The sequence below is a fragment of the Pseudoalteromonas sp. NCCP-2140 genome, from assembly GCF_023708065.1.
In the GTDB taxonomy this organism is placed as follows: Bacteria; Pseudomonadota; Gammaproteobacteria; order Enterobacterales; family Alteromonadaceae; genus Pseudoalteromonas.
The window spans coordinates 1-21309 of record NZ_BRCZ01000001.1 but is presented as its reverse complement, the minus strand read 5'-3'; the positions used below and the strand labels follow the sequence as shown (position 1 = coordinate 21309).

The following is a 21309-nucleotide window of genomic DNA, read 5'->3' as shown; positions in this document are numbered from 1 at the left end:
TTTATGATACATATAAGTAAGCGTGCTTTAAAAGGAGCTTTATATGGCACATTTATCCGAACAAGAACTCTCTTTTTTCAACCGTTTATTCGAGGCTGAACGGACTGATAGCGATCCAACCGATACAAAAATGTCTGTTAGGCTTAATTTGCCTGATAAATTAAATGGTTTACTTACCAATGCCAAACTGACACTACTGGCTGAAGTAGGGATTTATCAGTTGTGGTTTCCGCTTGAATTTAGCAAGGACGAGAATGGCCAACTGATCCCTGTACTTAGCGCACCAGAAGTAATAGATACCAAAGGTATCGAACGCAGCTGGCGTACGCCTGATCTCGAAATACACACAGAACAATTTCAAATATTGTCTTTATCAAGTACGGGCGTGTTACTCAAGCCAAAGCGTCAATCACCCGATCTTAATAAAGAGATACTGTTGGCATTTAATTTACCTTCTGAAGATCACATTATTCTTAGTGTGAAGCCAATACGAACGACCAGCAAAGGAATTGCCGGAAAAATAATGCAAGTGTGTCAGGGTGAAGATGCACTGCGTAAATACTTATTTGAGACCCATAAGCATCATCATGCAAAGCTGTACGAGCAAGGTAACTTTACTACTGAGCTTATCTAGTTGCAGCAGCTTAACAGCTTAGATAAGCTTGGCGTTTTGTAGCAAGTCACAACAAGGTATTTTATGAGTTACCCTATTGGAACCCCAGGTAAGCCGTGGAACGAAGAAGATAAGAAAGCATGGTTTGAATTACAGTCAGTAAAGCGTAGCTATTTAGATGATGTTGTATCGCAACTAGACTCTTTAGCAAGCGATTTCAATATTGAGCAATATGGCGCATTAAGTTACGACAGCGACAAATACCCACTTTACATTTTAAAGAGCAAGCAGTGGCAAGCTGATAAACCTGTTGTGCTGGTTACCGGTGGTGTTCATGGTTACGAAACAAGTGGTGTGCATGGTGCTTTAGCGTTTGCTAAGAGAAGTGCCAAAGACTACTTTGCTGATTTTAATATTTTAGTGGCTCCGTGTATCAGCCCATGGGGTTATGAAACGATTAACCGCTGGAATCCAAATGCCACTGATCCAAATCGCTCTTTCTATGCAGATAGCCCGGCTGAAGAGTCTGCAGCAATCATGCAGTATTTAGCCGACAACGCTATTGCACCTTATGTGCATATTGACCTACACGAAACGACAGACACTGATAATAGTGAGTTTCGCCCTGCGCTAGCAGCACGTGATGCAACGACCCACGATAACTGGAACATCCCGGATGGCTTTTATCTTGTCGCTGATAGTGAGCGCCCGCATGAAGCATTTCAAACAGCGATTATAAAATCAGTTGAGAAAGTAACCCACATCGCACCAAGTGATGAGAATAACCAGTTGATTGGTGTACCACAAACTCAATTTGGTGTGATTAATTACCAAGCGAAAAAGCTGGGGTTATGTATGGGCTTAACCGATGCAGAATATGTTACAACAACAGAGGTTTACCCTGATAGCCCACAGGCCAATGACGCAATTTGTATTGATGCACAAGTAGCCTCAATTACCGGTGCATTGAACTATATTGTTAACGAATAGTTAGTTGCATTTTAAATATGAGGTGAATAATTTATTCACCTCAAACCTAAATAGCTAGATAAAATCTACATATGTACAAATTTAATGAAAAAGTTATGTTTTTTGAAATTTGTATACTAAATAACTAGACACATACATAGAATTGTATAAAATTCGCGCTCTTTTTAATTCAAAAGGGAAGCAAATTGGAATTTAAGAATCACTATGGCAGTGTCAGTATCATCACCGATGGTCCAATTATTATTGGACAATTTTCTGGTAATATTAACGCACGTTTAGTCAATGACTTTGCAGTCGATTTAAAAAAGCATATTTCTGCTTTAGCTGGAAAGCCGTGGGCGTATATTAGTCATTCTACCCAATTACTTGCTACCACCCCTGATGCAGAACGTGGTTTTACCCAATTATTTCGTGCCCTGCAAGGCACTAACTGTATAGCCACCGCTTATATGTTTAGCTCGTCTATTGTGCTTAATCAGATGAAACGCATTATTGCGCAAGCGCAATCACCGATTCAAATAATGGACTGTTTATTTGATGATTTAGACAGCGCTAAGGCTTATGTGCTTAAGCAGCTCGAATTTGCAGAAATGGCTTGTTAAAACAAGCCATTTTCGTTTCTGGAGCCGTGATTGAGGTTAATCTCGGTAAAACTTAGTGTCTTTAGTTATTGCGATATCAGCATCTTCTAATGCTTGAATATGAAAACTGATAGGCGTTACTTTTGTTTTCAGTTCGTAGCCATCTGCAACCACAGTGACAGGCACACGTTTCATTTGACCAGCCTCAACTGTAATACTCTCAGGCACCTGTAAGCTTGCTTCTTCAATACCACTGATGCCGATTGAATAGCTCAAGCTATGCTGTGTTTTGTTGATAATTGATAAGGTATATGGGTTTTCTACTAAGCCTTCAAAATTTACACGGTACAGGGCATTACGGTCACGAATGACAGAAGCCTCAATAGGTGTACGCATTGCCATCCACACAACCATGCCCACGACAAACAGCGCTGTTAAACCACCATAGCCAAGCAGTTTTAACCTAAATAGATTGGTCGTTTTGCCTTCCATTTGTTTTTCAGAGGCGTACCTGATCAGGCCTTTTTGATAGTTGAATTTTTCCATAGTGCTATCGCACGCATCAATACATAAGCCACAGTTTATGCATTCATACTGCAAGCCATTACGAATATCGATACCGGCTGGGCATACTTCAACACATAGGTTACAGTCTACGCAGTCACCTAAGCCTAACTCTTTAGGATCGGCTTTACGTTTACGCGCACCACGAGACTCCCCTCGCGCTTGATCGTAGGTAACAACTAACGTGTCTTTATCAAACATCACTGATTGAAAACGTGAATAAGGGCATGCGACAGTACACATTTTTTCACGTAAGAATCCCGCATTGCCATAGGTACAAAATGCAAACAGGAATACCCAAAAACTGACGATCCCAGACATTTCTAAAGTAAATAAGCTCATGTATAAAGACTTAGCGGGGATGAAATAAGCCATAAATGACATAGATGTAAGCAAAGAGATCAGCAGCCAAGCTGCATGCTTAGTGATTTTCTTCTGCCACTTACTCACTGACCAATCTGCTTTATCAAGTTTAATACGTTGATTACGGTTACCTTCTACTTTGTGTTCGACCCAAGTAAACATCAGCATCCAAATTGTTTGTGGGCAAGTGTAACCACACCAGACACGACCTAACCAGTTAGTGACGAAAAACAAAGCAAATGCCCCTGTCATAAATAACATGGCTAAGATCATAAAATCTTGTGGTAATAGCGTTAAGCCAAACAAAGTAAATTTTTGGCTGGCTACGTCGAGTAATACAGCTTGACGGCCATCATAGGGGATCCACGGAATGGCGATGAACGTCAGCATTAGCACCCAGCCTAAGTAACGGCGGATACGTTGGAAATATCCCTTTTGCTCACGAATATAAATTGGCCCTTCTTGGTTGTAGGGCTTGATGATTAAGTCTTGCTCTTTAATATCAAATTTCATTTTGCTACTTACTTTTGTGTCGGTAATAGCCTGATAGAGCAACAATCAGGCCAACACAAATTAAAATTAAGTTATTGATATTAAATGATTAAATTTATATCTGAACGTTCAAAAGCACGATATATCGCGAACACTCGTGATATATCGCGAATCAGCGCTTTATTGACAGCTTTTTCATCTTTGATCTAAGGGTACTTTCTGGCAGGCCCAGCAAGGTTGCAGCACCATTTTCACCTGATATTTGCCCGTTACAGCGTTTTAGCACCTCACAAATATGCTGCTTTTGTACAGCATCAAGGGAAACCACCTGCTCATTTGATTGCTCGTTACTCAAAGGTGCAGACAGCTGTAATACAGCTTGCTTAGACAGAATAGCTTCACGTTCTAGAATATTTTGTAGCTCACGAATATTACCTGGCCAATCATAATTAGCCAATTTAGTGAGTGTTGCTTTGCTTAGCCCTTTTAACTGTTTACCTAAGCGCTTGTTTAACTGCGTAATAATATTTGCTGCGAGTAGTGGAATATCTTCCTTGCGTTCACGAAGCGCAGGCACACGAATGGGAAAGACATTTAGGCGATAATACAAGTCCATTCGAAAGCTGCCCTGCTCAACCATTTGCCACAAGTTACGATTTGTTGCAGCTAACACTCGGATATCGACTTTTAAAGTTTGACTACCACCGACACGCTCAAACTCTTGCTCTTGTAGTACCCGCAGTAATTTACTTTGCGCCTCTAATGGCAGCTCTGCCACTTCATCTAAAAATAAAGTGCCTTTATCAGCCAGTTCAAAACGCCCTTTTCTGCGTTCATTAGCGCCGGTAAACGCCCCTTTCTCATGACCAAATAACTCAGACTCAATTAAGTTGGCGGAAAACGCCGCGCAGTTTACTTTTATGAAAGGTTGCTCAGCACGATTGCTCAAACGATGAAGGTTTCGAGCCACCAGCTCTTTACCCGTGCCGTTTTCACCTAAAATCAAAACCGTACTATTGGTTTGGCTTACCAAGGTAATTTGCTCGAGCATACTTTGAAATGAATGACTTTGCCCAACTAAGCCAGAGTCTTGCCAATCTTCGTTTAACTCTGAAATAAGGTAAGCATTTTCAGCTTGTAGCTGCTCAGATAAGTGCTGAACTTGTGCTAAGGCATCACGTAACGCCACTTCTGTTTGCTGTTGTTTGGATACATCGCGAAAAATCGCGACTGCCCCAATCAAGGCACCATTTTTATAAACTGGCGTTGAAGTATACTCAACAGCAAAATAGCTTCCATCTTTACGCCAGAATACTTCATCGTTTACATGACGGTGCTTGCCATCGAACATAGTGCAATATATTTGGCATTCATCAGCAGGATATGGTGAGCCATCTTTACGAGTATGGTGATGATATTGGTGTATTTTTTTACCAAGGAGTTCGTCTGCTTTCCAGCCTGTCATGCGCTCCGCAGCAGGGTTTACAAAAACTGCATTACCCGATAAATCGAAGCCATAAATACCTTCACCTACGGCATTTAGCAGTAATGTGGGGTCGTTTAAAAATTCCTTGATCATAGCCATCACTCAATTCGCGAAATATCACGAGCAATTATGACAAGGTTGAACATGCTTAACAAGCAATTACAAAAAAAGCGGCTAGAAGCCGCTTTAAAATATCAAATAGTTTTACAGTGTGGGCACTAAAATAATTTCACCCTGAGATACTTTCATATCTAATGGTAGTTTGCTCAACAATGCGACTTTAGGGTCGTTCATATTTAGCTTATAGACAGGGTTAACCGCTAAAAAGCCGTTAATCACTTGCATTGCTTGGTCATCTAATAAGTTTAAACTGCCCTTGAAACCCGCGGTGTCGATTGTTGTATCAACCAGTTTTACATTACGTAAAAAGACCGCTTTTTTCTCGCTGTCATAAAATGGGCTACCTTCAATTTGTAGCTTTAAACGTACTGGATACTTAAGCGCAAATGCTTTGATGACAGCACTAGAATCGGCTCCTAAAACCACCACATCACGCTTATCTGGGCCAACATTGACACTCAGGTCGTTTACTGCAAAATCAACTGGTAAGCCCATCAGCTTAATCTGTTCACTTAGTTTTGGTAATTGATTAGCAAGGGCTGCTTCAATTTCAGAATTGGTAAACGAGTAAACAGACATCCCTTGATCTGTACTTTTACATGCCCCTAAAAATAAACAGGTAAGTAGTAATAAAATTCTCATTGTTTTCCTCAAAAACACACGGAAAAAAACCGCTTAAAAAAGCGGTTTTATTCGTTAAATTGCAAATATTGCTTTAAGCCTTGCTAGTGTGTCAGCTGAAACTGAACCCTCACTGACTGCAAGTAATTGCTTTAAGTAATAATAAACATCTGCGTGCTCGCCACGGTGTTTATCATCTAACATCGCAACTTGCTCTGTCATACGCAACTGACTATCAGCCGATTCAACGCCCGCTAGAATTTCGATACGAGTTAACAGCTGCGCAGCGTTTAGATTAGTTATTAATGAAGCTTGGAACTGCGAAGGCAGTTCACTGTGGCTCTCAAGAGCTGCAAATAAAGCCGTTAATTTAGACTGCTCTGCTTGCTTGCTGATCAGCGCTGTTTTTGCGCTAATCGCGGTCTCTAACTGAGTCACGCGTGCCGATAATGCTTTTGAGTACTCAATCTCTGCAAGCTTCACTGTTAAATCTTTAAGCTGTGCAAGGTGCACCACGGTCTCAAGTGCAGACTCAAGCTCACTTAATTGCTCTGCGGCAACTTCGTCATTTTGTTGCTGAACTTGCTTTTGCTGTTCAAACTCGGCACTGCGCTTAGCAAAGGTGTCGTCATTAACTCGTCTGAATTGCTGCCATAAAGTGTTTTCAGCTTTCATTCCAGCAAAACCAATAGTCTGCCATGTTTGTTGAAGTGCTTTTAGCTCCTGGCACGCAGCAGCTAAATCATCGCTTTGCGATAACTGTGTTGCTTGCTCAACAAGTGCCGCTTTTTGCTCAGCGTTTGCTTTATGAAATGCAGCAAGTTGACCTTGAACTTGTGATTGCGCAGCTTTAAGTTGCGCTTGTAGTTCACGGTATGTTTTAGGATCGACGTTACCTGCAGAACGCCACGCTTTTGCGGTACGGTTGAACTTGCTTTCAAACTGCTTCCAATCAAACTCATCAGAAGAGGTATCAAGCTCTGTTAACTGCTGCATTTGCGAGATTATTTCAACGCGCTGTGCTTTAGCTTGTTCACGTTGCTGCTCCTGCTCTGCAAAATACTCACGACACGGCGCAAACAGTAATTCAATTTGTTGATCGAATAACTCGCCTTGTTGCTTTTCTGCATCAGTATCTAAACGCCCTAACTCATTCCAACGACGACGTAACTGTTTAACTTGCTCTGCGCGTTGTTTAGGGTCAGTGCACTCGGTTGCAACAAGTTCATTTACTTCAACAAGTAATGCATCACGCTTTGGCGCTGATGCGTATTTTTGCCAATCTTTTGCTTCTGCTAATTGCGCTTCTAAATCAGCTTTCAAGCTATTTAATGGCTGCTTATAATAGTCTGTAAGTGTTGCGTATAGCTCTTCAAAGCCTTTAAACACACCAAAGGCAACATTAAAGCGACCTTGGTCAATTAAGCGTTTTACATCGCGAGCTTTACGCTTCGCTGTTTGTTGATTTTTCTCAAACTTATTCGTCAGCGGTGACATCGCTTGCTGCCAACTGTTTACTGTTTCAGCTAAATTGGCTTTAAAGCGACCTTGTAAACGACTAGGAATACTTGCCAGCTTTTTGCGCGCTAATTTTTGCTGTTGCTCAAACTGCTGTTTTAGCCCGTCAAACTCGCTTTCGTCTTCGGTTGTCGCAACTGAGTTTAATTGATCAAATGCCTCTTTAAACTCAGCAATAGCACTAACCAGTTGCGGTAACTGTTCGACTTGGTTAAATAAATTTGTTAAATGTTGTTTTACATCACTAACATGTTTGTTCTCAGATAAGTTCGCCTTTGCTAACGCATCTTTTGCCTCTGCAACTTTTGCCTCTAACCAATCTTGCTGAATTTGCTCTGGCGTTTCTAAGCCTAATTGCAATGCATTTTCAATTTCTTCGCCAATTGCTTCAAGGCTTGCCAGGGCTAATACCTGACGTTGTTGTTCAGCTAACGCTTGCTGCGCTGCTTCATGCTCTTTACTTAAAAGTGCAATATGAGACTCAAGCTTTTGCGTAATCGCTGAATATTTCTTATCTAACGTGCTTACTTGCTCATCGCTCAGCCATTTTAGTTCGATAGCCTGCCACTGCTGTAATAACTCAGCATGTTGCATCGACACTAACTGAAAGTCATTTTTATCACGAAGCGCATTAAGCTTTGCTAATACCACACGTGTATCAGCTTCTACTTTGGCTGGCATTTCTATCGCTAAGCGTTCATTGTCAAGATGAGTCGCCAGTTGTGTGTGTGCCTCACCTTTTGCATGCTTTAATAGTGATTTAGCAAGTTGATGATTAATCACAAGCTCAACAAGTTGCAATTGCAGCTCTTCACGGCCTTCTTTAAAAGCTTTATCAATTAAGCTTGGGTTTGCTAAACGCTTTAATAACTTAACACGAACTTGAAGTTCTTTTTCTGCAAAGGCGAGTTTCTCAAGAGTTTTGACAGGTGCATAACGCTCAATAAACTCATTTTTGATATTTGCATCTAGCTGGCTATCGGTATTTAAAACCGCTTGGTTAATATGCTGTTCTGCAACGTCTTTAAGTGCTTGGTCTTGCTTGTATGCTTGCCACCACAAAACAATATCGTTCACTTTGTTTAATGCTTTTTTGCGGATCTCAGCTGAGCTGTCTTCAAGGGCAATGCTATTTAAGATGCTAAGGTCACGCTCTGTATCAAGACGTTCAACCGCAGCTAAACGCACTTGGTTTTTAGGATGCTTCCACTTTGGAGTAAACAGGTGTTTAAAGATCATTTTCACTAAACCTAGCTATTTCATTTTCTGATGCGAATTCTTTTTGCAATTGAGCTTTGCTCTTTTGCACCATTTCACCATTTGCGCCAATGGTAAACTGCTCATTGCTTTGCGAAACTTTAGCTTGATAAAGCATCACGAGTTGAACGGTTTGTTGTTTTTGTTCTTCAGACAAAGGAGTGCCGTCAGGCCACTTACCCGTTGAGGCACCATACTGAAGACGTTCAAATACTTCTGGGGTGATATTTTTAACGATGTTATCAATATTCATGTTACTTTTTCTTTTTTAAAACAACTAAATAGATGCGGCTTACAAGATACCACACAAAACCTACTGCCATTGCCGATGTATAGGCATACCACTCAAGAGACTTTGCTTCGGGGTGCATAAAGTAATAACAGAAAAAGCCCCCTAAAAATAAAATCAGTGCGAGGAAAGACTGATTCATAAACTTTTGTTGTCTACGAATGCGCGTTTCTTTTTGCATTTGCTGCAATTGCTCATTGCTTAGATCGGTGACTTGGCATTCACAATGCGGGCATTGCTTATGTTTGTCAGATATTGATTTTGCACACTGCGGGCAACTAATAATCGCCATATCTTTCTCCATACTACGCATAAAAAAGGCGCCTTTAGGCGCCCTTTATTGTACTTGTTTTATGAGTCGATGTCTTATTTGAATTTCATTCATTTGTGAAGATTCGAAAACCTGCACAACTAAATTCACTACAAAAACTCAAAAACCTGATTTATTGTTTCTGTTTCGCCTTTTCAGCTAAACGCTTTTCCCAGAAAGTCGCATTTTTAATGCCTAATTTAACTGGATCAAAAGTGATTTCGCCACCGGCTTTCTTTTGATCTTCGTAATCACGTAAGCAGTTAAGAGCAGGTTTTGCGACAAAGAAAATAGCCAAAATACCGACAATGTTGATCCAGGCCATTAAGCCAACGCCAATATCACCAATATTCCAGATGTAACCAGAGCTATTTACCATACCGTAAGCCACCATAAACATGATGACAACCTTTACAATAACCAGTGGAATATTGCCTTTGAAATAACGGTTTAAGTAAGCAACGTTCGTTTCAGCAATATAGTAATAAGCAAGAATTGTGGTAAATGCGAAGAAGAATAAAGCAATACCAACGAATGCTTCACCAAAGCCACCAAATACGCTAAATAATGCCATTTGTGTGAAAGCTGCAGAGCCTACTTCTGTTGCCGCATCAACGTTTTGCACAATGAATTGACCTGCAGGTAACTCCCCCACAATGTTGTATTGTTTAGTGATTAGAATCATTAGCGCCGTTGCTGTACAAACAAAAATGGTATCAACATAAACAGAAAATGCTTGCACTAAGCCTTGTTGAGCTGGGTGATCAACTTCAGCAGCTGATGCTGCATGTGGACCCGTACCTTGACCTGCTTCGTTTGAGTAAATACCACGTTTAACACCCCAACCAATAGCAGCACCAAAGCCTGCTTGCGCGGTAAATGCATCAGATAAGATCATTGAGAAGATACCTGGCACTTTATCTAGGTTTAAGAACACCACGATTAAAGCTAACACGATGTAACCTAGCGCCATAAATGGCACCACGATTTGTGTGAAGTTTGCAATACGTTTAATGCCACCAAAGATGATAAATGCAAGCACAATTAAGATGATTGCAAGCGCAACTAGCTTAAAGCTACCTACTTCACCAAAGCTGGTGCTAACCAATGTGCCTTCACCAAAAACTTGTGTGAATGCATTACCTACCGCATTCGCTTGAACGCCCGGAAGGAACACACCACAAGCAATAATCGCCGATACTGCAAATAATACGGCTAACCACTTTTGCTGTAAGCAGCGGTCGAAGTAATATGCTGGGCCACCGCGATATTGGCCGTCTTCTTCTGATTTATAAATTTGACCAAGTGTTGACTCTGCATACGCAGTACTTGCGCCAAGGAACGCAACTATCCACATCCAGAAAATCGCACCTGGGCCACCAAAGCCGATTGCAGCAGCAACACCGGCAATATTACCGACACCTACACGCCCTGATAACGATACAGCAAGTGCTTGGAACGAAGAAATACCCGTATCTGAATTATTAGAGCTAAGCAATAACTTACACATTTCTTTAAAATGTCTGACTTGTGCGAACCGGGTTAAAATAGAATAAAACAGACCTGCACCTAGACATAAATAAATGAGCGCACTACTCCAAATTATGTCGTTAACGGCGCTTACTAAAGCTTCCATGGATATATCCTCTATATTTATATTTTTTATTTTCGCTACGATACTCAGCGTAAGCTTGTGAGAATGCGTCACGATGACTGTGAGAAATAAAAGTGAGATTTTGTTACTTCACAGCTGAACACACTGGATATTAACTTAAACCAACCAAGTTTGTTAACAGTTAATTTTCAATATGACAAATGTCCCTACAAAATTACCACGTTATAAATCCTGCACTCCACCGATTGGTTTATTTACTCCCAGATACAATTACGGGCATCAGTTTTGCTGATGCCCGTAAGGTGAGTTATCTTAATTTATCAACTACGTTAACGATAGCCGCTAACGTATCTTGACCAAATTGATACGAGCGACGATCTGACCAACCGTAATCTGGATCTGGTAAGTCATCGTTATCTTTAAATGGCATCTCTACCGTATACGCTAATGCATTAAATTCATGCGCTACAGCAGAAGAACCGACAGTTAGATTAGCCTGGCCCGGCTCATCTTTTGGATAGCCATGTTCGTCTTGGAACTCAGGCGTCACAGTTAAAAGCGCAGCTTTAAAGCTATCTTCTAACTCTTTTAAGCGATCATCGTAGCCAGGGATACCTTCACTACCCGCAACAAAGTTATAAGGAATTGCTTCGTCACCATGAATATCTAAATGCATATCAAGGCCCGTTTCGCGCATTTTGTTAAGCACTAAGAAAACTTCAGGGCTATTTTCCATGCTAGGTGTTTGCCATTCACGGTTCAAGTTAACGCCTTTTGCGTTAGTACGTAGGTGACCACGCACACTGCCATCTGGGTTCATATTTGGCACGATGTAGAATACCGCTTTAGATAATAGTGCCGCTGCATGCGGGTCTTCATCATCAAGTAATTTATGAAGTAAACCTTCAACGTACCACTCAGCCATAGTTTCGCCTGGGTGCTGGCGCGCCGTGATCCAGATTTTTTTCTTCTCACTGCTAGGAATACCCACACGTAAAACACTCATGTCACGGCCATCAAGGGTTTCGCCTAATGTTTCTATTTCACAAGCATGCTGGCTTTGTGCCCATGCTAGTAAATCTAAGTGGCGGTCATAGCTGTATGGCGCAAAGTAAGCAAAGTACATGCTGCTACACTCAGGCTCAACTTCGAATGATAGCGTGCCGTTTGCGTACTCAGATGGTACACGGAACCAAGTTTGACGGTCGTATGATGCAACCGCATGATAACCTTCCCAGCCATCAGGGTATGCTGAGTTCTCTAGGTTATTAATGTGTAATTTATGGTTTTGAAACGCAGTTGTTTCAAGACGAAAGTGAAACCACTGGAAAAAATCAGACTGATTGTCTTTATTGATTTCTAATTGAATATTCAGTGGATCAACGGCTTCAATAACCTTGATATTACCACTGTCAAAATTGCTGGTGATTTTCATTCTATAAACCTATTGGTTAAAAATAATTCTTAGCTATTCGCTTGTTAGTTAAGAATTAAGTCAACGCTCTGTAGTTAGAACGTTTTGTTAGTAATATGGTGTAGACCCTTAACAGCCTATCACATGCTGAAAATTTGCAAAAACTTTCACGACTAAAAAAGCCAGCATAATGCTGGCTTCTAGATTCTTTGTAACTTAGGTATTAGCGAGGTAAGCTTGGGAAAGTTACTTCAGCCATATCACGCATACAGCGTACTACCTGACAGCTATAACCAAACTCATTATCGTACCAAACGTAAAGTACAACGCGGTTGTCATCTACGATTGTCGCTTGTGAATCAACAACACCTGCGTAACGGCTACCTACTAAGTCAGTCGATACGATTTCAGTAGACGCAGTGTAATCGATTTGATCACGAAGGTCTGAATGAAGTGCTGTTTCACGTAAGAACGCATTTAGTTCTTCAACAGTTGTACCTTTTTCAAGATTTAAGTTCAAGATAGCCATTGATACGTTTGGCGTAGGAACACGGATAGCGTTACCAGTTAGTTTACCTTCAAGCTCAGGTAAAGCTTTAGAAACCGCTTTTGCAGCACCTGTTGAAGTGATAACCATGTTAAGTGCAGCAGCACGGCCACGACGCTCAGCTTTGTGGTAGTTATCAATTAAGTTTTGGTCATTTGTGTACGAGTGAACTGTTTCAACGTGACCGTTTTTGATACCAAACTTATCGTTAAGTGCTTTTAACGTAGGGGTAATAGCATTGGTTGTACAGCTTGCTGCACACACAATCTTATCTTCAGATTTGATATCTTGGTTGTTTACACCGTATACGATGTTTTTGATGTTGCCTTTAGCTGGTGCAGTTAATAATACTTTTGCTGCGCCTTTTGCTTCTAAGTGCTGGCCAAGGCCTGCTTCGTCTTTCCAGATACCTGTGTTATCAACAACAAGTGCATTCTCGATGCCGTAAGCTGTGTAATCAACTTCGCTAGGAGAGTTAGCATAGATAACTTGAATGTAGCTACCGTTAGCTTTAATTGCATTGCGCTCTTTATCAATTGTGATTGAGCCATTGAATGGGCCGTGGATAGAGTCACGGCGAAGTAAGCTTGCACGCTTTTCTAAGTCGCCGTCTTTACCGCCACGTACAACGATTGCACGTAAACGTAGGTCTGCATAAGGACCTGACTTTTCGATTAATAGACGAGCTAATAAACGACCGATACGACCGAAACCGTATAACACAACATCACGTGGCTCTTTGCGCTCTGAGTTTGCGATTTCTGCTAGTTCGTCAGTTAAGTATTCTTCAACTGAGCGACCTTTCGCAGCATCGTTAAATAAATAACCATACGCTAGTTTACCAATATCGATACGTGCTGAGTTTAAGTCCATTTTGCTAATTGCTTCTAAGAAAGGGAAGCTTTCACGTAAACGTAGTTTTGTACCTTCAAACTGAGCAACTGTTTTGTGTGCTTTGATGATATCGATTGTACTGGCATTAACGAGAGGACGGCCATATACAGCGATTTCGATACCACGATTACGGTAAAGTCTACCAATAATAGGTTGCATACTTTCTGCGTAATCTTGACGTTCTTGCCAGCTGCTTGTGTATTCTAACTCGTGAGATGAGGTCATTTTTTTTACCTAATTAAACAATTTTGAACGGATAGCCTTAAAAAATGTGTTGTGATTTGAGAGCAACACATCTCAGGCAGGGGTATTCTAATTTAAACTCGAACGATTCTCCACTGTTACAGAACAAATCATTGCGCTAGAATAAAGTAGTACAAATTAAGTAGAGGTTAAGGAATGTTATTAAGAGCAAGCGTGTTGCTTGGTTTATTGGCATTAGCAGGCTGTGAAGATCCGCTTACACTAGCGAAAGTGTGCGACGAAACACCTGGCTTCTGCAGTGATTTAAATAAAGATAGTCACTGCAAAGAGCAACGTGCCGAGGTCATCATTCAACGTTATGTTGAATATAAGTCACCAACAGACGAAAACAAATACCAATTATTAAAGGATTTTGAGAAATACGATCAATGTGTGTCGCTTGCCGCCAAGATTGAGCACATAAAACTAAAAGAAAAAACCACGTCTCGTGTTGAAGGTCATTTAACAAGCATCAAAGAAATGACTCGAATTTTTCAAGATACCAAAAATACTGACCACCCAGGTTTATTGTATTACCATTGGTCGCGTAATAACGACCAATCTGCGTTAACTAAATTGCTCGCCCTGGAAGAAAAGCAAGATAAACGGGTGACTGAAGATGCCGAAATGCAGTTTTTCTTGGCAAGCTACTACGTGAAGTTTGATGATGAAAAAACCATTGATTTGCTCTACAAAACGCTAGAGCTAAATAAAGCAGGTGAAGCACCCAACCCTGAGATCTACCCTACTCTTGTGAGCTTATTCTACAAACATGAAAAGTATAAGCATGCCTACACCTTTGCACGTGTAGCACAATTATCAGGGTATGAAGATGTCGATATTTTACCTATTGAGCATCAACTCGCTGCCGCAGGCAAAAGCCTAGACAGCTTAGATGATTTAGCACAAAAAACCTACGACAGTATCCAAGAAGGAAGCTTCGTATCACCACGCGGGTTTTAGGTTTTAATAACTCGCAAGTAAAATGCTTAAACAAATAAAAAAGGCAGCTAACGCTGCCTTTTCTTATTTTGCTTTGCTTGTACCAACTTCTACACGAGTTTTTAGCTTTTGACCTGGTCTAAAAGTCACAACTCGGCGCGCCGAAATAGGAATATCTTCACCTGTTTTCGGATTGCGGCCTGGACGTTCTTTCTTATCTCGAAGATCAAAGTTACCAAATCCAGAGAGCTTAACCTGCTCGCCTTTTTCTAGCGCTGAGCGGATTTCTTCAAAAAACGCTTCAACTAAATCTTTGGCATCTTTTTTATTGATCCCGAGTTTTTCAAATAGGTGTTCAGCTATGTCGGCTTTAGTAAGCGCCATATCTAGTCCCTCAACGATGCGTTAAATTGTTCGGCCAGTGCGGCCACCACATTATCAACTACTTGATTGATATCTTTCTCTTCGAGCGTTCTATCAACCGCTTGCAGTGTTAGAGCAATCGCCAAACTCTTATAATTTGGCTCAATACCTTTGCCCTTATACACATCGAATAAGTTTAGGTCAACCAATTGATTTCCGCCAACTTTTTCTATGACATTTAAAATATCGCCAGATTTTACGTGATCTTCCACTAAAATCGCGATATCACGGCGGTTTGACGGGAATTTCGACACTGCCACTGCTTCTGGTAATTTTCTTTTTTCTAGTGCAGACATTTCGATTTCAAACACAAATGCTGTGTTGTTGATATCTAGTGACTTTTGCACTTGTGGGTGCACTGCACCAAAGAAACCTACTTTTTTACCATCAACATAAATAACGGCTGATTGGCCTGGATGTAAGCCATCAGACTGCTCTGCTTTTATCTCAAAACGTGATGAATCGTTACTAATTGCTAAAAGTGCTTCAACATCACCTTTTAAGTCATAGAAATCAACGCTACGCTTTTCTTGAACCCAATGTTCACCGTGTGCAAGACCAGAGGTTACACCACCAATGACAGCCACTTGGTTTACACCGTTTTCAGCATTTTCGTCACGTAAGAATTTTAAGCCGTGCTCAAATAAACGTACACGTGGTTGCTGACGGTTTTGATTATAAACTAATGACGCTAATAAACCCGGCATTAAGCTAACACGCATTGCTGACATTTCAGTAGAAATTGGGTGTGGTAATACAAGCGCATCACTTTGCGGGTGTAAAATTGCTTGTGCTTTTGGATCAACAAAGCTGTACGTAATTGCTTCTTGGTAACCACGAGTTACAAGCGTATTGCGGAATTTAGTGACCGCAACATGAGACTCGTCATGGTTAGTCATTTTTAATTTAGCAGTTGGTGCAACGTTAGGAATACTGTTATAGCCGTAAACACGCGCAACTTCTTCAATTAAATCTTCTTCGATACGAATATCAAAGCGATAGCTTGGTACGTCAGCACTCCATACACCATCAACAATTTTCACGTCTAAGCCTAAACGCGTTAGGATGTCAGTTACTTTTGCATCATCAATGTGGTGGCCAATTACACGGTCTAAACGCTCTCGACGTAAACGTACTTCTGTTACTTTTGGTAATTTGTCATTTGCGACAGCTTCAACAACAGGGCCTGCTTCACCGCCAACAATCTCAAGAAGTAATGCTGTCGCACGTTCCATTGCATCTTTTTGCAGTGCAAAATCGACACCACGCTCGTAACGGTGTGACGCATCAGTGTGTAAACCGTAGCTACGTGCTTGACCAGCAATAGCGACAGGGTTAAAGAACGCACTTTCTAATAAAATATCTGATGTTGCTTCAGTTACACCTGATTTTTCACCACCAAAAATACCTGCAATAGCAAGCGCTTTATTGTGATCAGCAATAACAAGCGTAGATTCGTTTAGTTTAGCTGTGTTGCCATCTAACAGAACTAACTCTTCACCCGCATTTGCGCTACGTACTTTAATACCACCTTCAATCGCGTTTAGATCAAATGCGTGCATTGGGTGACCTAGCTCTAATAACACGTAGTTTGTTACATCAACAACAGGGTCAATTGAGCGAATACCACTGCGACGCAGTTTTTCTACCATCCAAAGTGGTGTTTCTGCATCAAGGTTAATACCTTTAATTACACGACCTAAATAACGAGGACACGCTTCATCATTCACAAGCTCAATAGATACTTTATCATCAATCGTTGCAGCAACTGGTGCGATTTCAAGTGTGTTTACATCAACACTGTTAAGTACGCCTACTTCACGCGCTAGACCTTTAATACCTAGGCAATCACCACGGTTAGGTGTTAAGTCAACATCAATAATGTTGTCGTCTAGGCTTAAGTACTCACGTAAATCAGTACCGATTGGTGCATCACTTGGTAATTCCATGATGCCATCACCTTCTTCGCTGATACCTAACTCAACGAATGCGCACAGCATACCGTGTGAAGGTTGACCACGAAGTTTGGCTTTTTTAATTTTGAAGTCGCCAGGTAATACAGCGCCAACTGTCGCAACAGCTACTTTTAAACCTTGACGACAGTTAGGTGCACCACACACGATATCAAGTAGCTCATCACCACCTACGTTTACTTTAGTTACACGTAATTTATCAGCATCAGGGTGTTGACCACACTCAACCACTTCACCAACAACAACGCCTGTGAACTCTGCTGCTGCAGGCTCAACACCGTCAACTTCTAGACCAGCCATTGATAACTGTTCCGAAAGAGCCTGTGTGTCGATTGCTGGGTTAACCCACTCTCTTAACCACTTTTCACTAAATTTCATTTTATATCTTCACTCTTAACGGAACTGGTTTAGGAATTTTAAATCGTTTTCGAAAAATGCACGTAAGTCGTTTACGCCGTAACGCAACATAGTCAAGCGCTCTACACCCATACCGAATGCGAAGCCTGTGTATTTTTCTGGATCAATACCCACTGATTTAAGAACGTTAGGGTGAACCATGCCACAGCCTAATACCTCTAACCACTTGCCGTTTTTACCCATAACATCAACCTCAGCTGATGGTTCAGTAAATGGGAAGTAAGAAGGACGGAAACGAATTTCCATATCTTCTTCAAAGAAGTTACGTAAGAAGTCGTGCAGAATACCTTTTAACTCAGTGAAGCTTACATCTGTATCAACCATTAAGCCTTCCACTTGGTGGAACATTGGCGTGTGTGTTTGGTCATAATCGTTACGATAAACACGACCTGGTGAAATGATACGTAGTGGTGGCTGCTCAGTTTCCATAGTACGGATTTGTACGCCACTAGTTTGTGTACGTAACACAAGCTTAGGGTTGAAATAGAAAGTATCGTGATCAGCTCGCGCTGGGTGGTGCTCAGGAATATTTAGCGCATCGAAGTTATGAAAATCATCTTCAACTTCAGGACCTGATTTAACCGCAAAACCTAACTCACCAAAAAAGCTTTCAATACGTTCAATAGTACGAGTTACTGGGTGTAAGCCACCTGTTGGCATAACACGACCCGGTAAAGTTACGTCGATCGTTTCTGCAGCTAGTTTCTCTTCAAGAGCCTTACTTGCTAGTAACTCACGCTTTTCGTTAATGGCTGTTTGTACTTCTTGTTTTGCTTGGTTAATCACTTGACCCGCTTCTTTACGCTCTTCAGGGGCAATCTTGCCTAGCGTTTTAAGTAAGCTGGTGATTTCACCTTTTTTACCAAGGTAATTAACCCTGATATCTTCTAGTTGCGCGATTTCATTCGCACTGGCAACTGCCTCAAGTGCTTGCGCTAAAATATTTTCTAAGTTCATTGAGTACCTGGTCTTTCACAGAAGGATTTTTGTAATAGCTAATGATAACTGAAAGCAAGGACTAGATTCTAGCCCTACTAAAGCTTTAACGTTGATTTTATAAAAGGAATTGTTAATTTTCTTTGTGCAGCCATTGAGGCATGGTCAAGTTTGTCTAAAACGTCTAATAATGCACGCATATCGCGGCTTAATCGCGTTAATAAAAAGCGCGCACATTCATCAGTTAGTTCAAGGCCGCGCATATGAGCACGGCGTACGAGGGCTTCCGCTTTATCATCATCGCTCATTGAGCGAATTTGTAATGTTGTGCCCCATTTCAAACGCGATACTAAATCAGGAAGATTGATATGCAGCATGTCAGGTAATAAATCAGCTGTGACCACAAGGTATTTACCCGGCTCATTAAAGCGATTAAAAAAGTTAAATAATCCTTTCTCCCATGCATCGTTGCCTGCCACTAAGTGCACGTCATCGATACATAACACATCAAGATTTTCCAGACCTTCAAGCACAACAGGACCATAATCAATCACTTCACGCATTGAAAGTAACATGGTTGATAAACCGCGCTCTTGGGCATGAATACAGGTCGCGTACAATAGGTGGGATTTACCTGAATCACCTAAACCGCATAAGTAGGTATATTGAAATTTATTACTGAGCTTTGTGAACGCATCTTTAAGGTGACTCACTTCAAGCGAGTTCTCGCCACCAAAATAAGAAGTAAATGTTTCATCATCAGGCAAAGTAACTGGCAATGCCATTTGCATTGGTTCTTGCACTTCGATTAAAGCCCCTGCCACTGATATTCAAGCTCATCTTTATTGACCACTTGATAAAAATCACGCGGGTCCTGATACGCTTTAAAGGCACTATCAAGTTCTAACGCTTTTCTAAAATCATTCATGCTGCCAGTGTGATTAACTATAAATTGTACGGTATCAGGCGTACGTACAGATATCACAGCGCGAGTAACAACACTTAAGCTCTCTAAACGGCGTTTAGCAAATTCAATATCAACAAAGTTATTAATACCTTTAAGATAGAAGGTTGCTGTCGCAAGTTGGCCAATCATTGTTGGATCAATGGCATATTCTGCTGCTAAACCACCCGCTAAACTGTCAATCATATCTGCAACAATTTGCTGCTTATCACCCATCAAACGATTGGTATCAAATAATTCTGCATTAGTAAAACGCCAATCTAGGATCCAGGTTTCTGAATCAGCTTGTTGGTACATTCTTGCAGTAATACTGCGCTCTGCACTATAACGACTCGATGCACGCTCTACTGGCTCAGAGAAATTACCCCACACTTCTGGGATACCAACAATAGCGCGGTCTTGTAAATCAAGTAATGGCACAACCACAGGTAAACCACGACGACCTGCTTTGTCGTATATAAGCTGCTCAAGCTGCGGATAAGACTCTTGGGTAACCAGTTCACGGCGCCAGTTATCTTCAATGCCTAACCAGATAGCCACTAAAGGACGACGCGTGCCCCACAATGGCAAGCCTAGATCTTTGATTAATGCATTAATCTTATTGGCTTCAAATTTAACAACCAGATTTAAACTGCCATCAGCTTTTTCGTCATATTCGAATTTGAGCATGTAATCTGAAATGTCGCGCGTGCGCTGTTTAGCAACAGGGTTTTGATCTGCGCTTGTATCACCACTCACTTTCACCAGCACATTTAGCAGCGCCTCACGGCTTGCAGCCAAACGAGCATCACGTGATTTGTCTGCAACTTTAAGAGTATCTTGATATAAATTAGTCACCTCAACAGCGAAAGTTGAAGCACTCGAAAATAATAATAATAAACAAATAAGTAATCTAGACACAGGCCATTAGTTCTTGCTTTTAAACTGATTTGATCCTAAATCAAAGCCATAAACAAAGCAAAGTTAATTTAATGAACGGTAGCTGAGCGAGTTCGTGAGTTACAAGTTGGGAGTTAGCAAAGGGAAAGTTGCAAGAGTAAAGTTTGAGGGTCTGGCGTAGGTTGGGTAGAGCGGAGCGAAACCCAACAGTGTGGTAATTCGTCATGCACAATGAAGAGGTAAAGCTCATTAATAAAAGACGAATTAGCGCAAGGTGAAATAAGCCGTTTTAGAGATCGCTAACCTGTTAGACTAGTGGACATTTTTAAGAAGTTTTAATCATGGGTTATGAAGAGGGTCACATGGATTATGTTGGGTTTCGCTTCGCTCTACCCAACCTACCTCAAGAATAAATAGGGCACGTTGTGTGGATAGCTCAAAACGCAAAAAGCCCGACTCTTTCGAATCGGGCTTTCTTTAATTTGGAGCCTGGCGATGACCTACTTTCACATAGCAGCTGCTACACTATCATCGGCGCTGTTTCGTTTCACTACTGAGTTCGGCATGGGGTCAGGTGGGTCCAAAACGCTATTGTCACCAAGCAAATTTGGTTCGTTAATCGCTTTTGCAATTAACTAAAATTCGGAATTCTGATATCAAGTAAATGTCTACTTTAGTATCTTAACTTCTGTTCGTTACGCTGTCATAAAACGCGTTTGGCGTTGTATGGTTAAGCCTCACGGGTAATTAGTACAGGTTAGCTTAATGGCTCACACCACTTCCACATCCTGCCTATCAACGTTGTAGTCTTCAACGGCCCTTCAGAGACTTTAAAAGTCTAGTGAGAACTCATCTCGA

General features: G+C 41.2%; 18 protein-coding genes and 2 rRNA genes. 4 read left to right on the top strand and 16 right to left on the bottom strand.

The features are described from left to right. The first annotated feature begins 43 nt into the window (after positions 1-43). The 3 genes from NFU46_RS00100 (at position 44) to NFU46_RS00090 (ending at position 2205) form a co-directional block, all read left to right on the top strand. Positions 44-634 carry a hypothetical protein gene (locus NFU46_RS00100; RefSeq protein WP_175081737.1) on the top strand — a complete coding sequence of 197 codons (591 nt, stop codon included), beginning with the start codon at positions 44-46 and terminating at the stop codon, positions 632-634. A gap of 63 nt (positions 635-697) precedes the next feature. Next, on the top strand, positions 698-1603 hold the full coding sequence (locus NFU46_RS00095; protein WP_251598619.1) for a M14 family metallocarboxypeptidase: 906 nt from the start codon (positions 698-700) through the stop codon (positions 1601-1603). A gap of 185 nt (positions 1604-1788) precedes the next feature. Continuing rightward, positions 1789-2205, top strand: a complete 417-nt coding sequence (locus NFU46_RS00090) for a hypothetical protein (RefSeq protein ID WP_175080755.1) — start codon at positions 1789-1791, stop codon at positions 2203-2205. A 36-nt stretch (positions 2206-2241) separates the two neighbouring features. Here NFU46_RS00090 and ccoG read toward each other — a convergent pair whose 3' ends face one another. The 9 genes from ccoG to NFU46_RS00045 all read right to left on the bottom strand — a co-directional run bounded on the left by ccoG (position 2242) and on the right by NFU46_RS00045 (position 13899). After that, positions 2242-3624: a cytochrome c oxidase accessory protein CcoG gene (gene ccoG / locus NFU46_RS00085; RefSeq protein ID WP_251598616.1), complete on the bottom strand. Its 1383-nt coding sequence runs from the start codon at positions 3622-3624 to the stop codon at positions 2242-2244. A 151-nt stretch (positions 3625-3775) separates the two neighbouring features. Beyond that, positions 3776-5182, bottom strand: a complete 1407-nt coding sequence (locus NFU46_RS00080; protein WP_062565112.1) for a sigma-54-dependent Fis family transcriptional regulator — start codon at positions 5180-5182, stop codon at positions 3776-3778. Between the two features lie 111 nt (positions 5183-5293). After that, positions 5294-5851 carry a DUF1439 domain-containing protein gene (locus NFU46_RS00075; protein WP_054561215.1) on the bottom strand — a complete coding sequence of 186 codons (558 nt, stop codon included), beginning with the start codon at positions 5849-5851 and terminating at the stop codon, positions 5294-5296. 54 nt (positions 5852-5905) lie between these two features. Beyond that, positions 5906-8587: a DUF349 domain-containing protein gene (locus NFU46_RS00070; protein WP_251598614.1), complete on the bottom strand. Its 2682-nt coding sequence runs from the start codon at positions 8585-8587 to the stop codon at positions 5906-5908. Next, on the bottom strand, positions 8577-8858 hold the full coding sequence (locus NFU46_RS00065; RefSeq protein WP_251598612.1) for a YeaC family protein: 282 nt from the start codon (positions 8856-8858) through the stop codon (positions 8577-8579). The genes NFU46_RS00070 and NFU46_RS00065 overlap by 11 nt, the downstream gene beginning before the upstream one ends. Position 8859: 1 nt before the next feature. Next, entirely contained in the window at positions 8860-9186 is a 327-nt protein-coding gene (locus tag NFU46_RS00060) for a hypothetical protein (protein WP_054553080.1), read from the bottom strand. A gap of 151 nt (positions 9187-9337) precedes the next feature. Continuing rightward, complete coding sequence (locus NFU46_RS00055) at positions 9338-10840, bottom strand: sodium:alanine symporter family protein (RefSeq protein WP_251598610.1); 1503 nt, start codon at positions 10838-10840, stop codon at positions 9338-9340. A gap of 286 nt (positions 10841-11126) precedes the next feature. Then, positions 11127-12254, bottom strand: a complete 1128-nt coding sequence (locus tag NFU46_RS00050; protein ID WP_175080759.1) for a carboxypeptidase family protein — start codon at positions 12252-12254, stop codon at positions 11127-11129. 202 nt (positions 12255-12456) lie between these two features. Further along, positions 12457-13899, bottom strand: a complete 1443-nt coding sequence (locus tag NFU46_RS00045) for a glyceraldehyde-3-phosphate dehydrogenase (protein WP_054561210.1) — start codon at positions 13897-13899, stop codon at positions 12457-12459. A 174-nt stretch (positions 13900-14073) separates the two neighbouring features. Here NFU46_RS00045 and NFU46_RS00040 point away from each other — a divergent pair, with 174 nt between their 5' ends. Further along, positions 14074-14880, top strand: coding sequence for a DUF2989 domain-containing protein (locus NFU46_RS00040; RefSeq protein ID WP_055021158.1), 807 nt, complete (start codon positions 14074-14076; stop codon positions 14878-14880). A 63-nt stretch (positions 14881-14943) separates the two neighbouring features. Here the strand turns inward: NFU46_RS00040 and ihfA are convergent, their stop codons facing one another. From ihfA to NFU46_RS00005, 7 genes are all read right to left on the bottom strand, one after another. After that, positions 14944-15243 carry an integration host factor subunit alpha gene (gene ihfA, locus NFU46_RS00035; RefSeq protein ID WP_002960690.1) on the bottom strand — a complete coding sequence of 100 codons (300 nt, stop codon included), beginning with the start codon at positions 15241-15243 and terminating at the stop codon, positions 14944-14946. A gap of 2 nt (positions 15244-15245) precedes the next feature. Further along, entirely contained in the window at positions 15246-17633 is a 2388-nt protein-coding gene (gene pheT, locus NFU46_RS00030; RefSeq protein WP_251598608.1) for a phenylalanine--tRNA ligase subunit beta, read from the bottom strand. A 15-nt stretch (positions 17634-17648) separates the two neighbouring features. Then, the gene (pheS, locus tag NFU46_RS00025) at positions 17649-18629 is read right to left on the bottom strand and encodes a phenylalanine--tRNA ligase subunit alpha (RefSeq protein ID WP_054552893.1); all 981 of its coding nucleotides are present in this window, start codon (positions 18627-18629) and stop codon (positions 17649-17651) included. A gap of 77 nt (positions 18630-18706) precedes the next feature. Further along, positions 18707-19417: a DnaA regulatory inactivator Hda gene (gene hda, locus NFU46_RS00020; RefSeq protein WP_171037157.1), complete on the bottom strand. Its 711-nt coding sequence runs from the start codon at positions 19415-19417 to the stop codon at positions 18707-18709. Continuing rightward, a complete protein-coding gene (locus tag NFU46_RS00015; protein WP_062565108.1) occupies positions 19417-20472 on the bottom strand; it encodes a DUF2066 domain-containing protein in 1056 nt (351 codons plus the stop codon). Before NFU46_RS00015 ends, hda begins: the two co-directional genes overlap by 1 nt. Before the next feature lie 466 nt (positions 20473-20938). Next, a 5S ribosomal RNA gene (gene rrf / locus NFU46_RS00010) occupies positions 20939-21053 on the bottom strand. Between the two features lie 124 nt (positions 21054-21177). Next, positions 21178-21309 (bottom strand): 23S ribosomal RNA (locus tag NFU46_RS00005); the annotation flags it as partial.

Bases quoted from the DNA above. Each gene is read 5' to 3' on its own strand.
- NFU46_RS00100 (WP_175081737.1), top strand. From the start codon at position 44: ATGGCACATTTATCCGAACAAGAACTCTCTTTTTTCAACCGTTTATTC.
- NFU46_RS00095 (WP_251598619.1), top strand. From the start codon at position 698: ATGAGTTACCCTATTGGAACCCCAGGTAAGCCGTGGAACGAAGAAGAT.
- ccoG (WP_251598616.1), bottom strand. From the start codon at position 3,624: ATGAAATTTGATATTAAAGAGCAAGACTTAATCATCAAGCCCTACAAC.
- NFU46_RS00080 (WP_062565112.1), bottom strand. From the start codon at position 5,182: ATGATCAAGGAATTTTTAAACGACCCCACATTACTGCTAAATGCCGTA.
- NFU46_RS00075 (WP_054561215.1), bottom strand. From the start codon at position 5,851: ATGAGAATTTTATTACTACTTACCTGTTTATTTTTAGGGGCATGTAAA.
- NFU46_RS00070 (WP_251598614.1), bottom strand. From the start codon at position 8,587: ATGATCTTTAAACACCTGTTTACTCCAAAGTGGAAGCATCCTAAAAAC.
- NFU46_RS00065 (WP_251598612.1), bottom strand. From the start codon at position 8,858: ATGAATATTGATAACATCGTTAAAAATATCACCCCAGAAGTATTTGAA.
- NFU46_RS00060 (WP_054553080.1), bottom strand. From the start codon at position 9,186: ATGGCGATTATTAGTTGCCCGCAGTGTGCAAAATCAATATCTGACAAA.
- NFU46_RS00055 (WP_251598610.1), bottom strand. From the start codon at position 10,840: ATGGAAGCTTTAGTAAGCGCCGTTAACGACATAATTTGGAGTAGTGCG.
- NFU46_RS00050 (WP_175080759.1), bottom strand. From the start codon at position 12,254: ATGAAAATCACCAGCAATTTTGACAGTGGTAATATCAAGGTTATTGAA.
- NFU46_RS00045 (WP_054561210.1), bottom strand. From the start codon at position 13,899: ATGACCTCATCTCACGAGTTAGAATACACAAGCAGCTGGCAAGAACGT.
- NFU46_RS00040 (WP_055021158.1), top strand. From the start codon at position 14,074: ATGTTATTAAGAGCAAGCGTGTTGCTTGGTTTATTGGCATTAGCAGGC.
- ihfA (WP_002960690.1), bottom strand. From the start codon at position 15,243: ATGGCGCTTACTAAAGCCGACATAGCTGAACACCTATTTGAAAAACTC.
- pheT (WP_251598608.1), bottom strand. From the start codon at position 17,633: ATGAAATTTAGTGAAAAGTGGTTAAGAGAGTGGGTTAACCCAGCAATC.
- pheS (WP_054552893.1), bottom strand. From the start codon at position 18,629: ATGAACTTAGAAAATATTTTAGCGCAAGCACTTGAGGCAGTTGCCAGT.